Here is a 13,613-nt window from a genome sequence, read left to right as displayed (position 1 = left end):
CCGCGTCGGCCAGTTGTATCCGACCGGGAGCGGTGTCGATCTGAGTCGTTTTCAGGTTGAAGTGCTGTGTTCGATCGCATGCCAGACCCGCAATACCGAGTAGCCGCGCCAGGGGCGCCAGCTCTCGGCAGCTTGCGCGGCGGCGCGGGCATTGCTCACGCCCAGCGCTTTTTGCAGGGCTACGTCGCCGGCAGGAAAGGCATCGGGCCAGCGCAACGCGCGTAGCGCGATGTACTGCGCCGTCCAGTCGCCGATACCAGGCAGCGCGCGCAAATTGGCGCAGGTGGTGGCGACGTCCACGCCGGGATGCAGGGCGATGCGGCCTTCCAGCACGGCATGGGCCAGCGCATGCAGCGCAGCCTGACGCTGGCGCGTGATGCCCAGTTGGCCCAGCGCGTCACCGCTCGCGCAGGCCAAAGCGGCTGGGGTGGGAAAAAGACGATCCAGGCCCGCGACGGGCGTTGCGATGGAGTCGCCGAAGGCCGCCACCAGGCGCGCGCCGAGCGTGCGTGCGGCCGCCACGGTGATCTGCTGACCCAGCACGGCGCGCACGGCCAATTCAAAACCATCCAGGGTGCCCGGCACGCGCACGCCATCGCTCGCTGGGAACGCGCTGTGCAGGGTGGCGTGGATGGCGATGGGATCGGCATCCAGATCGAGCGCCGCGCGTACGCGGTTGATCAGCGTGGGCAACGCGGCAGCGAGCGAATCGCTGGCCGTCAGCACGGCGTGGGTGCGCTCCTCGTCGAAGCGCACACGCAACCATCCGCCCAGGCTCTGCGCGCCTTGCACGAGGCGCAGCGTGCGCGTGAATTCCCGATCCGTCACCTGCTCCACGCCGGGCAATGCGCGCAGGCGCAAAAAACCTAGCATCGCGGGCACGTCATAGGGCGGCCGCCAGCCCAGGCGCACACTCACGCCTTGACCGTCCGGCGTTGAGCTGGCGCGGCGCAGGGCGCTGGGGTTCAGGCCGTAGTGACGCGAGAAGGCGTCGTTGAAACGCCGTACGCTGGCAAAGCCGCTGGACAACGCCACCTGGACCATTGGCAGTTGCGTATCGGCGATCAGTTGCTTGGCCGCCAGCAGCCGCCGCGTTTGCAGATACTGGAGAGGCGAGACCCCGAAATGGGACTCAAAAATGCGGCGCAAATGGCGATCGCTAACGCCTAGCTTTTGCGCAATCTGGGTCATCAAGCCACCGCCGGATCGACCCACTGCGCGATCCGCGGGGGCCATGTGCTTCCAGGCGTCGGGCTCGTCCATCAAGCGCGCCGCCTGGAGGGCCAGAATACGTGAGGCATCTTCCGTGCTCCACGATGCCGCGCGCGGAGCCAACTCGGGGCGGCAACGCAAACAAGGCCGGAAACCCGCCGCCTCGGCTTCTGCCGCGTGGTGGTAAAAGCGGAGGTTCTCGCGACGAGGGATCTTTACGCGACACACCGGGCGGCAATAGATGCCGGTGCTGGTGACGGCCGCGAAAAATGAGCCGTCGAAGCGCGCGTCGTGCGCTTTCAGTGCCAGATAACAGGCGTCGCTTTCGGGGGTGTCGATGATGGCAGGCATGGGGAACATCGTACATGCCGGTTGCCCACGAAGCTCGCCATTTTCGGACATGTGGTTAGCCGTCTGGCCGTCCCCCTTCGATCATGGCATCGAGCCAGATTACACAGCAAAAAGCGGCGTTTCGAACTGCAAACGTGCGCTTATCGTGCAGGCCAGATCATCGGATGGCTCTGATGATCTCTTCCGGCGAGGCCTGCCGCTTCAACGTGCTTCAAAGGCCGCTTCTATCTCGGACTTCGATTGGAGCAGCGCACTGAGCAGATCGTCGAAACGCTCCTGAAAACGCACCGCCGGAACGGCCAGTGCGATGGCATAAGCATCAGGCAACGCTACATCGATCGTGACCCCCAGGCCACAGACGCCGAGCGCGTGCTCCTGATCGTCGATCGCGTAACCCGCCGAACGAATGGACTCCAGGTTAGCGATCAATCGCTTGCGGTTCGTCTCGGTCTTCGACGTCCGGTTGAGAAGATCGCCGGTTAGCGCGGACTCCAGTGTTTCGCCCGATAGTTGCGCCAGCAACGCTTTCCCGTGCGCCGTGCAATGAACGGGAAAAGCCGTGCCGATTTGGGAAACGACCCGCAATTCCTGATCGGACGGGAACTGGTCCACCGACACCGCATGCTGGCCGCGTCGCACACACACATCCACGGTCTCGCGTGTACGACGGCCTAACGCTTCGACAAAAGGCTTCGCCAGCGCCACCAGATCCGTGTGGGCGCTGGCGGCAAGCCTGCTCAGCGCGGGCCCGAGTCGAACGCCTTGTGAACCCGCTGTGACAAACCCCTGCGCTTCGAGCGCGTTGACGAGCCGATGCACCGTTGTGCGTGGCAACTCTGCTGCGCGCGCGATCTGTCCAAGGCTTAAGCCAGTGGATTGATTCTCCAGCGCTCTCAGTACCGCGGCGGCGCGCGCGATCACTTGTTTGCCCGACCCGCTATCGCTTTCTGACTCGTCGTTCATGTCCACGCCCCCCTATTTGGCATCTATGACCCTGACAAGAGACGCTTGACCGCCTCAAAGAATCTCGGTTAACCTTGTTCCACATAAAGGAACATGCTGTTCCGAATAACGGACATTGTAGAACAGCGTCATCGTAGGATCAAGTCATGAAAACCGAAAAACCGTCACGTCTGGCGGCGTTCACGCTACTCGCCGTGGCCTGCCTGACGATCATGGTGGGCTGCGTCATTGTCCCAGGACTGCCGACCGTCGCTAAAGAGTTGGGGATGTCTGAATACGCCGGGTGGCTGGTCACCACGCCTTCGCTGGGCGTCGTTATTTTCGGGCCCTTAGCGGGCCGGCTCATTGAAAAGTGCGGACTGCGCCGCTCACTGCTGCTCGGCCTGTTTTTTTACGGCCTGCTCGGCGCGGCAGGCATGTTTCTCTCGGGCATTGGCATCGTGATTGCGGATCGCCTGTTGCTAGGCGGAGCGACGGCGCTCGTCATGTCTGCCGGAACCGGGACGATATCGGAACTCTACGAAGGGCACGCCCGGCTCACGATGATTGCCCGTCAAGGCATGGCCATCGAGCTTGGGGGCGTGATATTTCTGTCGATTGGTGGCGTACTGGCCGCGTTGCACTGGCAAGCTCCGTTTCTGCTTTATCTGATTGCCTGGCTACTTGCCGCGCTGGTCTACTGCTTCGTGCCGCATGCCGCCACCGCTCAGGAACCTGAAACCAACGTGAGCGATACAGCGGTATCCGGCGTTTTGAAGCTCGTCTATTTCGCGGCGGCGGCGTCGATGGTCGTCTTCTTTACCGCCATTACTGCACTGCCGATCCGCTTTGCAGGGCTGGGCGCAAGTGAAACGACTACCGGCTATTTTCTGTCTTTTATTTCTCTCGTCGCCGTGGGCGCAGCGGCATGCATGCCACGCGTGTGTGCGTGGATTGGCGAGTTCAAGACGTTAGCGCTCGCGTTCCTGTTTTATGCCGCGGCGCACGTCCTGTTTGCGGTGGCCAATGAACCCGCGCTGTTCGTTATCGGCGGCGTAGCGATGGGTTGTGGCTTTGGGCTCTCCATTCCACTTGTCAATCACATGACCGTCGAGCGAAGCCACGTTCACCAACGAGCGCGCAATCTCGCGTATCTCTCGATGGCCATATTCACCGGCCAGTTCTGCTCGTCTTTCATGAATGTGGTCGGCGCCGACTACCGCAGAGTCTTTGCGGCGGCAGCCATCCTTGCGATCACTGCGTGGTTCGGCATCGCTTTCGCCCATAGACGATTGCGTGTCGCGCAACGCCCTATCTGATTGAACGCATCCGCAGCAAGGCTGCGGATATTCGAACCATGACTTATCAAGGAGCATCATGAAACTGCACGAACTCAAACCCCTCCTGGACCCGTCTCCGCTTCGACTCGAAACGGGTTTTGAGCGTTTCGAAAACGGCGTTGTGCACATTGCCTGCCGAACGGATATGCACCGTTGTACGGGCGATATGTTCGAATGGTGGTTTCGCTCGCGGCCGGACACCGAACGCTATACGTGGTGGCATCCGATCGATCACGTTTCGAGCACCTGGAGCGAAGCAGTCGAGGGCACCCACGTTGGTTCGATCCACCACGCGGAAGAATTTTTCACCGGTCTGCCGTCGCAAAAGCTCGCAATCCAGTTCCGTCATCCGAACGAGTTCTTCGAAAGCAGCGAATATGAGCGAGCCAGAAACGAAGGCCGAGTGAGTGCGGCTGTGTGCGGACGAGTCGGCACGGACCCAAATCCTGCACGGGGCGCCGAAGGCGAGGTTCTCGGCGGACGACTGCTTCACATCGGCCGGGACACGGAATGGGGCCTCGTACTTCGCAGCCACTTCTATATGGGTCAAGATCTCCCGGCACAAGGTCGATCGCCGCAGGAAATCGAGCAGCTGATTCCCGACGAGTTCGCTCAGGCGCTGCTCATGCATTGCTACAACGAGTTCGTGTTTCTCTCGCGCTTTCTGCCGTCGCTCTACATCGCCGCGCATCGGGATAGTCGGAAAATAGTCGCTCCGTGGTAACGCCGCGTTGTAACCCGGTGGCTCGACGCTTGCTTGTCGGCATCGCGATTGAGTCGCCGGGAGTTTCTTGCTGTCGTGTCTGTCGACCGCCTAGATATTCGTGAAGGTGATCCCGCCATCTACGGCCATCCATTGTGCCGTCACGAAATCGGCATCGTCGGAGGCCAGATAGACGATGGCTTTGGCGATGTCGTCGACGTTGCCCAGGCGGCCCAGGGGAGTCGTGGCCACGCGTCTGGCGTCACGTTCCTCGTTGCGATTGCGAACCGTGCCCTCGGTCGGCACCGCCGATGGACAAACCGCATTGACGCGGATATTGCGAGCGCCCAGTTCTGCCGCCGCCGCGCGCGTAATACCCAGGATGCCGGACTTGATGCCCGAGTACACGATGGAATTCGCGGCTGAGCGCAGCGCTGCCGTCGAGGCTACATTGACAATGGCGCCGCCGCGTTCGGGATCCATGACTGCCGTCGCGGCCTGAATGCCCCAGATCACCGCCTTGAATCCGATATCGAGCATACGATCTACGGTCTCTGGTGCGATCTCCAGTACCGACTGATAGCGAACCCATGCTGCGTTACTGATCAGGATATCGAATCGATTGCCACGCTCATAAACCGCATTGACGGCCTCGGTGATGCCTTCCCGTGTCGAGACGTTCTTCACGACCGGGAAAGCCTGGCCGCCCGCGGCGATCACCGCTTCGACAGTGCTGTTGACCAGCTCTTCCTTCAGGTCGTTGACGCCCACGATAGCGCCACGCGCGGCCAATCTGAGGGCCGTCGCTTTACCAATACCCGCGCCGGCACCGGTCACGAGCGCATAACGCCCAGCCAAATCTTGTTGCATAGTGATTTTCTGTTCCGGGTTAATGGATTAACGACCTTTGAAGACCGGTGCGCGTTTTTCAAGGAATGCCATGCGGGCTTCCCTGGCGTCTTCGGTTTTGGCCAGCATCATCGTGATGTCCTGCTCGTGACGATACGCTTCACGTTGGGGCATCTGCTCGGTAAAGTTGGCGGCTTTCTTGGCCTGGACGAGTGCGATAGGGGACTTGCTGGCAATGCGTCGGGCAAGTTCCATTACGTGGGGCAGAAGCTGTCCGGAAGGCAGCACGTCCTCCAGCACATTACGGCGCAGGAGATCTTGAGCCGTCAGCTTGTCGCCGGTAAAGAACATACGACGGACGGTCGAGCGACCGAACAAGGTACGCAGCATGGATGCACCGCCGGCCAGCCCGACATTGATCTCCGGCATGGCGAACACGGCATTTTCCGAGGCATACATGATGTCACATGCGGCCATCAGACCCAGACCGGCACCCAGGGCTGCGCCGTTGACTGCCGCGATCACGGGCTTGGCGCATTCCTTGATCGAATTGCCGGTTTCGCGAGTCCAGCGGTTGTGGTCGAGGAAATCGCTCGGGATGTCGGGGTCCGGACGATCGCGCAGATCTGCCCCGGCGCAAAATGTATCGCCGGCACCCGTCAGGACTGCGCAGCGAATATCGTCACGCAGGCTGATCTCATCAAATACGGCAATGAGACGGCGACGCATCGCCCGCGATAGCGCGTTCTTGACCTCGGGCCGATTGAGGGTGACCAGGGCCACGCCGTCCTGGACTTCCAGGGTCACCGTATTTCGGACGGTCTCTTGCACGTCTGCGCTCATGCGTCTACTCCAGTCGTTAATCTTGATTTATGGCACCAAGTGGTGCAAAAGATTGTACTGCGACCGGAATAGCGGATTTTCAAGCAAAAACCGAGGGTGATTCACCAGAATCACGGGTAATCAAAACAAGTGCCAGATATTATGATGCGGTTTGTTCCTGGGGAAGCTTCATCTGGCGGGGCTCGTACGCAGAGAACCTCAGCTCTGAGCCCCCGACCCGCGAGGCCACGAAGTCCAGAAACAGGCGGATCTTGATCGGGATGGACGGCGAGTCAATAATGGTCGCGTACATGCCATCCTCGAACGAGGAATTGGTGACCTGATATTCGGGGAGCAGACGCACCAGTCGTCCACTCATGAGATCCTTGTGCACGGTATAGTCATCCAGAAGAACGATGCCTTCACCCATGCGCGCGAATTCAAGTAGGGCGATACCGTTATTGCTCACATGACAGGGCTGAAACGCGACTTCGGTTTCGACATCGTCTTTGCGGAATTTCCATGAATAGCCGTTTCCCGGCATGGAGTACGCGAGACATCGGTGGAGTTTCAGATCTTCCGGCGCTGAGGGCTGGCTTCGGCCAAAGAAATAACCAGGGGAAACCACGAGGTATCGGTCGCTTCTGAAAAGCATCCGGCGCTTGATTCCGGATTCGACTGGAGGCGCAATCCGGAAATCGATATCAATATGATCATTGTTCAAATCGGCCAGGCTTTCGCTCAACACCAGTTCGATTTGAATGTCGGGGTAAAGCTTCGAGAATTCGCTGACCAGGCTCGGCAACACGCCCAGGCCGAACATGACGCGAGAATGGACTCGCAGCGTTCCCGATGGGGCGGAGGTAATGGACGTGATGCTTCGGTGGGCGTCCTCGATGTGCCGGAGAATGCCTTCGACATGCTTGGCGTACTCAAGCCCAGCCTCGGTCAAGGCGACATTGCGAGTCGTGCGAGTGAATAGTTTGACCTTCAAATCGTCTTCGAGATCCAAAACCATTCTCGAAACGGACGCCGGTGCAATGCCGAATTGACGGGCAGTTTCAGAAAAACTCTTATTTCTGGAGATGGAAAGGAAGAACTCCATCGCACGAAGCCGATCCACGATGTCTCACTATATTTGTATGATTGAGCATTGATTATTGCACATTTCGGAACACGAAAACATCAAAAAGACAAAGCCGCTGTCCTGCGACAGCGGCTTTATAGGTACTACGAAATCTTCTCTTTGGTAATCAGTGGGAAGACAAGGCGGGGGCGCCTTGATAGCGGCGCAGAAGCACCGGAATCTTGATGCCGATAAGCATGATCGAGACCGAAGCCAGCACTGCCGGAACGGCCACCCATGTCACGATTGCGGTCATGGTCCAACCCAGCGACAGCAAAACGGGACCCAGGAACGTACCGGCAACGCCGCCAAAGCGGCCCATGCCGAGCACCCATGCCGCACCCGTTACGCGGCTCGACGTGGGGTACATTTGCGTGGCAAGGGTGGACATCGAGGAGCAGGCGCCGTTGTTGGTCATGGCAACCAGCATGAGCAACACCATCAGGACATCACCGCGAGCGCCCGTAATACCGACGATCAATGCTGCAACCGTGCAGATCGCAAAATAGCCGGAAATCACGCGCAGCGGCCCAAGTTTGTCCATCAGGATGCCGGAGATGAAGATGCCAATGCCGGAAATCCAGTTGAACCACATCATCGTGTTCGCCATTTCCTCCAGCTTGTGCCCGTCCGCCTGGAGAATGGTCGGGAGCCACATGCTCAGCACGTACAGTGTGATCGTGGAGCAGATGTAAGCGACCCACAGCAGGAGCGTCGGTCCCCGAAGTTGCTCCGAGAACAATTCGGCGATTGAGAATCTGTGCTTTTTGACTTCAACGTGTGTATCGGCCACGAACGTGACGCCCGTGAAATCCGCGGTGGGGTCGATGCGCTTGAGTGCCTTGGCGATCTTGTCTTGACCTTTTCCGGACGCCGCCAGATAGCGAACCGATTCCGGGAGAAAGAACGCGAGCAGAATGCCGACGACAATCGGAGCGACACCCCCGACAATCAGATAACCTTGCCAGCCGTGCGTCGGGATAACCGACTTGGCCAGCGGGCCGGTGATGCCGCCGCCAAATGCAAAACCGCAGAGCATGAAGTTGACCGCCCGGCTGCGCATACGGCTGGGCAGGAATTCGCTCATCATGGTGGCGCAGTTCGGGATGGCCGCGCCAAGACCAATCCCGGTCAAGAGACGTGCCACAAGTAGTTCGTCCAGGTTGGTCGAGTAGCCTGCGGCCAACGAGAACACACCGAAGAAGACAACCGAGCAAGCGAGCACGAGACGACGGCCAATGCGGTCGGCGGCAGGGGCTGCAACAGCGGCGCCAATACCAATACCGACGAGGGCTGCGCTCAGCACGGGTGCCAGATCGGCTTTGGTCACCCCCCATTGTTTGATCAGGGCCGGGGCGATAAGACCCATTGCGCTCGTGTCCAGACCATCGAGAACAATGGTCAGGAAACACAGCACGAATAAGAGCAAGTGAAAGCGGCTGAGCGGCCGCTCGTCGATGAACGACTGTACGTCGAGGGTTTTCATGTCCTGATCCCGTTTGCCTACGAATGAGAAGCACGAATAGCAGCGTTATTTATCGGATGAGTGAAGACGCTGCTAATTTGTTCTGCTGAGAGCAACCTGTATAAAGGGTTACCGGTTGCCGCTCCGTTGAGTGAGGAACTTGCTCAATGCGCGAATCGAGTGTCTTTGGATACTCAAATCGACATCCTGCACGGCATGAAACCCACAGAATGGCTTCGAAAGGCCTCGGGCCTCGACGATGTTGTCAATGCTCATATATCTCCAATATCTCCGTAGTTCTATTTTTTACCGAGGGGAATCATCCCCATCGGGTGCTGCATCACAACCAGGTACAACAGAATGAAACTATTATCGCTCACAGGTAGGCAATTGCCGACCCGCCATCAACGCGCACGCATTCGCCATTCACGAACGAACTCTGATCCGAAGCGAGGAAGCAGGCAGCGTTCGCAATGTCTTCTGGTTTTCCCAAACGAGGCATGGGGGTCTTGGCCTGGCGGATTTTGCGCGTTTCTTCGCTGACGTTTTTGACCACGCCTTCCGTTTCCGTATAGCCTGGAGCTACCGAATTGACGCGAATGCCGCGCGGACCCAATTCCGCAGCCGCGCTGCGCATCAAACCCAAAACACCGGCCTTGACGCCACAGTAGACCAGCGCCTTCGGCAGACCGATGAAGCCCGACGAGGACGCGATATTGACGACCGATCCCCCTTCCTTCATGTATTCAGCCGCAGCTTGAATGCCCCACACGACCGAGTTAAAGCCCGTTCCGGTCATCATCGATACGTCTTTTTCCGTGATCTCCAATACCGGGGCATAGCGAACCCACATGGCGTTGCTGACCAGGACATCCAGACGGCCTGCCTGTTCGGCCAGACCGCCCGCGGCATGGAAAATCGTTTCGCGCTTTGCCACATCGCCGCCGAAAGCATAGGCTCGGCCACCTTGGGCCTTGATTTCTTCGGCGGCGGCCTGTGCCTTTTCCAGATCGCGATCCAGAATGCCGACGACCGCGCCTTCGGCCACGAATTTGTCAACGATGCCGCGACCAATGCCTTGCGCGCCACCTGTCACGAGTGCGACTTTGCCTTCCAGTTGCTTCGTCATTTCCATTCCTGATTAGAGATCGTTAAATCGGCATTCGGACAGACCGCGCACATGCGTGCCTGTGATCGCAACCACAGCGCCCGCATTCGGGTTTTCGCTCTTCAAGGCATTGCCACTGTTGCTGATCGAGGTTACGAAGATCGTATCGAGCTGCTCACCGCCGATGGAGGGGCAGGTGGGATAGACCGTTGGCAGATCGATCAGCAGATCCAGTCGGCCTTCGGGCGTAAACCGGGCAAGTTGACCCGAGATAACCATGGCTGCCCAGAGATTGCCTTGCGCGTCGATCGTGGCGCCGTCGGGACCGGATTTCAGTGATGTTGTGTCTGCGAACAGGGTGCGTTCATCAATCGATCCAGACGCGGAATCGTATCGATAGCGACGCAACTGGTGGCTCAGGCTATCCGAGAAGTACAGATACTTTCCATCGGGACTAAAGCACGTGGAGTTGGTGACACATATTCCTTTTTCCAGAGACTTGAGATTGCCGTGGCCGTCGAGTTGATACAGTTCGCCCACGGGCTCCCGGCGCCCGAGAGCCATCGAGCCCACGACCAGGCGTCCTTCGCGATCGACGCGACCGTCGTTGAGCCGCATGTTCGGCGCAGGATGCGCCACATCGACAAAGTGCGTGATATGGCTGGTTTCGGTATCGAGGAAGCAAAAGCTGTCAACGAGTGCGACGAGAACACGACCGCTTTCGCACAGGGCGATAGATCCAATCTGCGACGGCAATGTCCATTCACGTACCGATTCCGCTTTCAGATTGCGCGCTTTCACCTGGTGTGCGTGCGAATCGATCCAATACAGGATCTGGTTCCGGTCGTCCCATAGCGGGCACTCGCCCAGTGCATCGCGGGATGTGCCGATAATGTCGATAGAATGGTTATTCATGATTCTTTCTTGCTAGTGTCTTCTACTGCTGCCGCATTCAGCGCCAGGATATCGGCGCGAACCTCATACAGCGTATCCGTCGGGTAGCGCGAACCCAACGGACGACGAGCCGTTCCAAACATGTCGATTTCGGTCGTGGTTTCAATGGGCGTGGTGCGGCTCCAATCGTAGACGACGGTGCGCGCCGCCACTCGCCATTCGCCAGCGCGTTTCTCGAAGCGGTCGATATAGCGGCCATAGAGACTCACTTCCTTGCGCTCGCTCGCGATCTTTCGGTCTTCCTGAACAGCGTGGAAATAGCTTTCGGCCAATGCCCGGTCGCCGTGCAATTCGATCATGATGTTGCCGATCATATGAATCATGCGGCCGGCGCTCTTGAGCGATTCCATTGCCCAATCGCAGAATCCCGAAGCCGTGCCCTGATAAGGGCCGTGGCGATCCGTTGCGTCTTCCCAATAGGTTGCGCGCAGTGCTTTCTCGTCGCCGCGATCCACGCCACGGCAGTAGCGATAGAGGCAATCGCGAATGGCTTCGCGGTCGAGCAATTCCTGCATTGCCTGATTCGAGATTTCAGATTTGCTCATGTCATTCCTGGCCCAGCCTGGCGTGGATGGTGGCCGGGTTACCCGGCCACGGTTAGCGCACGGTTACCGTTTAGAGCACCGCTTCAGGATGCTTGATGATCACGGCGTCGAGCACGGCGGCGCCGGATTCACGCACGACAAGCGGATTGACGTCCACGCTCATGACTTCTGGATGATTCATCGCGAAGTCCGAGAGCTTGACCATCGCCTTGACCAGTGCGTCGGTGTCCTTGAGTGCCGAACCGCGCCAGCCCTTCAGGAGCGCCGCAGCCTTCACCTTGTCCAGCGCCTGACGTGCGCGCGCTTGCGTGAGCGGGGCAGAGACGAGCGACACGTCCTTGTACAGCTCGGTATTGACACCGCCGGCGCCCACGAGAATCATCGGGCCAAAGGTCGCATCGTTGTTCACACCGAGGATCATTTCGGTGCCGCCCACGATCATCGGGCACACGAGGATGCCGTCGATTTGCGCATCGGGAACATGGATGTGCGCGCTGTCGAGAATCTGTTGGTGGGCCGCACGCACAGCGTCAGCGTTGGCAACGTTGAGCACGACGCCGCCGACTTCGGTCTTGTGCACGATTTGCGGGCTCACGATCTTGAGCACCACGGGGTAGCCCATCGCCTCGGCGGCTGCTACGGCGGCATCCGCGTTGACAACCAGCACGTCTTGCGGCACCGGCAAGCCTGCGTTGGCCAATGCTTCCTTCGCCAGGGCTTCCGTGCTCACGTCGCCGAGCTTATGGGATGCATGACTCGATTCACCCAGTTCGTAGAGGTGGGTCCAACGTGCACGGATCGTCGCCGCGGCGCCCAGCGCGAGCGTAGCGCGCGTTGCGTCGTTGAAAACCGGAATGCCGATTTTTTCAAGTTCGCGGTCCACTTCGGGCACCGAGAGCGTGACCACGATAACGTCGCGCTCGGGATGCTTCGCCTTCAGTTCGGCAAACGGCTGCTCGTAGTTGGTCTTGAACGACGCAGGAGCCAGGCCGGCCGATGCCAGATACGCCAGTGTCGTGCCATAGCTGCTATTCGAGAGCATGACGTCGAGCGCGCGAACCGTGCCGTTCTTGACCGACGTGATTTGCGCGGTCACGTCGAGCGGGTTGGCGGCGACGGCGAACGGCAGCAGTTCGAGCATTGCCGTTTTAGCGGCTTGCGGCAGGGCCGGCATCGTGAGGCCGGAATCGCCACATGCGTCCGCGACCATCACGCCGATCCCGCCCGACGACGTCAGCACGCCCAGTTCGTTATTGACCGGCAGATGACCCGTGGTCGAGATCAGGTAGGCGATGTCCAGCATCGCTTCTTGCGACTGGGCGCGATATGCGCCGCACTCCGCAAAAACAGCGTCGTAGGCCGCATCGTTGCCGGCCAGCGAACCCGTATGGGTTGCGGCAGCGGCGGCCCCGAGTTCGGAGCGGCCGACCTTCATGATGATGACCGGCTTGTGAGCCTTCGCCGCTTTCAGGAGGGCACGGCGCAGTTTCTGACCGTCCTTTGCCGATTCAAGTGCGGCCATGATGACCTTGGTATGCGGATCTTCAGCCAGATAGTCGATGGCTTCCGCGACATCGACGTCCGCTTCATTACCCGTGGCCACGATCTTGCTGAAACCCATGCCGCGCAGCGTCGCGGCACCATACAGCGCCGACCCGAAGGCGCCCGATTGCGTCGCCAGAGCGATGCCGCCGGCCTTTGGGCTGACGCCGTAGAGCACGACCGAGAACGTCGAGAACAGGCGCGATTCAACGTTCAGCAGACCCAACGAGTTCGGGCCGATCATGCGAACGCCCGAGGCCTTGCACATCGCGGCCATACGGTCTTGAACGGCGCGGCCTTCCTCGTTGATTTCGGCGAAACCGGCGGTCAGCACGACCACCGACTTGACACCCTTCTGGATGGCGTCGCGCAGTGCGGATTCCACACCGCCGGTCGGCACCACAATGATCGCTTGATCGGGCGTTTCGGGCACGTCGAGAATCGACGGGTACGCCGGAAGGCCTTGAATTTCCGCGCCGCTGCGGTTGATCGGGAAGAGCTTGCCCTGATAGCCCGATTCGCGAAGGAACCGCAGTACACGGCCGCCAATGCGATCCGGATCCGACGAGGCGCCGATAACGGCCACCGATTTTGCGTCAAACAGCGCGCTGAGTGTAGAAGATGTCATGGTATGCGAGTGAGTTCGAGCACTCC

The 13,613-nt window shown here is 59.5% G+C and carries 12 protein-coding genes; 2 read left to right on the top strand and 10 right to left on the bottom strand.

Features of this window, described 5'->3' with window-relative positions; genetic code table 11:
* Positions 1–51 precede the first annotated feature (51 nt).
* Positions 52–1,563, bottom strand: coding sequence for an AlkA N-terminal domain-containing protein (locus U5782_RS24560; protein WP_322046488.1), 1,512 nt, complete (start codon positions 1,561–1,563; stop codon positions 52–54).
* A 201-nt stretch (positions 1,564–1,764) separates the two neighbouring features.
* Positions 1,765–2,526: an IclR family transcriptional regulator gene (locus tag U5782_RS24555; RefSeq protein ID WP_322046487.1), complete on the bottom strand. Its 762-nt coding sequence runs from the start codon at positions 2,524–2,526 to the stop codon at positions 1,765–1,767.
* 146 nt (positions 2,527–2,672) lie between these two features.
* Here U5782_RS24555 and U5782_RS24550 point away from each other — a divergent pair, with 146 nt between their 5' ends.
* Complete coding sequence (locus U5782_RS24550) at positions 2,673–3,824, top strand: MFS transporter (RefSeq protein WP_322046486.1); 1,152 nt, start codon at positions 2,673–2,675, stop codon at positions 3,822–3,824.
* A 58-nt stretch (positions 3,825–3,882) separates the two neighbouring features.
* On the top strand, positions 3,883–4,569 hold the full coding sequence (locus tag U5782_RS24545) for a DAPG hydrolase family protein (protein WP_322046485.1): 687 nt from the start codon (positions 3,883–3,885) through the stop codon (positions 4,567–4,569).
* Between the two features lie 90 nt (positions 4,570–4,659).
* On the opposite strand, the gene U5782_RS24540 is transcribed toward U5782_RS24545, so the two are convergent.
* The 8 genes from U5782_RS24540 to U5782_RS24505 all read right to left on the bottom strand — a co-directional run bounded on the left by U5782_RS24540 (position 4,660) and on the right by U5782_RS24505 (position 13,587).
* Positions 4,660–5,418 carry an SDR family NAD(P)-dependent oxidoreductase gene (locus U5782_RS24540; RefSeq protein WP_322046484.1) on the bottom strand — a complete coding sequence of 253 codons (759 nt, stop codon included), beginning with the start codon at positions 5,416–5,418 and terminating at the stop codon, positions 4,660–4,662.
* A gap of 27 nt (positions 5,419–5,445) precedes the next feature.
* Positions 5,446–6,240, bottom strand: coding sequence for an enoyl-CoA hydratase/isomerase family protein (locus U5782_RS24535; protein WP_322046483.1), 795 nt, complete (start codon positions 6,238–6,240; stop codon positions 5,446–5,448).
* A gap of 139 nt (positions 6,241–6,379) precedes the next feature.
* Complete coding sequence (locus U5782_RS24530) at positions 6,380–7,324, bottom strand: LysR family transcriptional regulator (RefSeq protein ID WP_322046482.1); 945 nt, start codon at positions 7,322–7,324, stop codon at positions 6,380–6,382.
* Between the two features lie 148 nt (positions 7,325–7,472).
* Positions 7,473–8,831, bottom strand: a complete 1,359-nt coding sequence (locus tag U5782_RS24525; RefSeq protein ID WP_322046481.1) for an MFS transporter — start codon at positions 8,829–8,831, stop codon at positions 7,473–7,475.
* A 355-nt stretch (positions 8,832–9,186) separates the two neighbouring features.
* Entirely contained in the window at positions 9,187–9,939 is a 753-nt protein-coding gene (locus tag U5782_RS24520; RefSeq protein ID WP_322046480.1) for an SDR family NAD(P)-dependent oxidoreductase, read from the bottom strand.
* A 12-nt stretch (positions 9,940–9,951) separates the two neighbouring features.
* Positions 9,952–10,833, bottom strand: coding sequence for an SMP-30/gluconolactonase/LRE family protein (locus U5782_RS24515; RefSeq protein ID WP_322046479.1), 882 nt, complete (start codon positions 10,831–10,833; stop codon positions 9,952–9,954).
* Positions 10,830–11,387: a nuclear transport factor 2 family protein gene (locus tag U5782_RS24510; protein ID WP_322046478.1), complete on the bottom strand. Its 558-nt coding sequence runs from the start codon at positions 11,385–11,387 to the stop codon at positions 10,830–10,832. The genes U5782_RS24515 and U5782_RS24510 overlap by 4 nt, the downstream gene beginning before the upstream one ends.
* 100 nt (positions 11,388–11,487) lie before the next feature.
* Positions 11,488–13,587 carry an acetate--CoA ligase family protein gene (locus tag U5782_RS24505; protein WP_322046477.1) on the bottom strand — a complete coding sequence of 700 codons (2,100 nt, stop codon included), beginning with the start codon at positions 13,585–13,587 and terminating at the stop codon, positions 11,488–11,490.
* Between the last annotated feature and the right edge of the window lie 26 nt (positions 13,588–13,613).

Origin of the sequence: Paraburkholderia sp. J67 (assembly GCF_905220265.1) — a bacterium.
Classification (GTDB): domain Bacteria; phylum Pseudomonadota; class Gammaproteobacteria; order Burkholderiales; family Burkholderiaceae; genus Paraburkholderia.
The sequence above is the reverse complement of the archived record's forward strand: the minus strand, read 5'-3'. Positions and strand labels throughout refer to the sequence as shown.

Coding starts and splice junctions, on each gene's coding strand:
- U5782_RS24560 (WP_322046488.1), bottom strand. CDS start 1,563: ATGCCTGCCATCATCGACACCCCCGAAAGCGACGCCTGTTATCTGGCA.
- U5782_RS24555 (WP_322046487.1), bottom strand. CDS start 2,526: ATGAACGACGAGTCAGAAAGCGATAGCGGGTCGGGCAAACAAGTGATC.
- U5782_RS24550 (WP_322046486.1), top strand. CDS start 2,673: ATGAAAACCGAAAAACCGTCACGTCTGGCGGCGTTCACGCTACTCGCC.
- U5782_RS24545 (WP_322046485.1), top strand. CDS start 3,883: ATGAAACTGCACGAACTCAAACCCCTCCTGGACCCGTCTCCGCTTCGA.
- U5782_RS24540 (WP_322046484.1), bottom strand. CDS start 5,418: ATGCAACAAGATTTGGCTGGGCGTTATGCGCTCGTGACCGGTGCCGGC.
- U5782_RS24535 (WP_322046483.1), bottom strand. CDS start 6,240: ATGAGCGCAGACGTGCAAGAGACCGTCCGAAATACGGTGACCCTGGAA.
- U5782_RS24530 (WP_322046482.1), bottom strand. CDS start 7,324: ATGGAGTTCTTCCTTTCCATCTCCAGAAATAAGAGTTTTTCTGAAACT.
- U5782_RS24525 (WP_322046481.1), bottom strand. CDS start 8,831: ATGAAAACCCTCGACGTACAGTCGTTCATCGACGAGCGGCCGCTCAGC.
- U5782_RS24520 (WP_322046480.1), bottom strand. CDS start 9,939: ATGACGAAGCAACTGGAAGGCAAAGTCGCACTCGTGACAGGTGGCGCG.
- U5782_RS24515 (WP_322046479.1), bottom strand. CDS start 10,833: ATGAATAACCATTCTATCGACATTATCGGCACATCCCGCGATGCACTG.
- U5782_RS24510 (WP_322046478.1), bottom strand. CDS start 11,387: ATGCAGGAATTGCTCGACCGCGAAGCCATTCGCGATTGCCTCTATCGC.
- U5782_RS24505 (WP_322046477.1), bottom strand. CDS start 13,587: ATGACATCTTCTACACTCAGCGCGCTGTTTGACGCAAAATCGGTGGCC.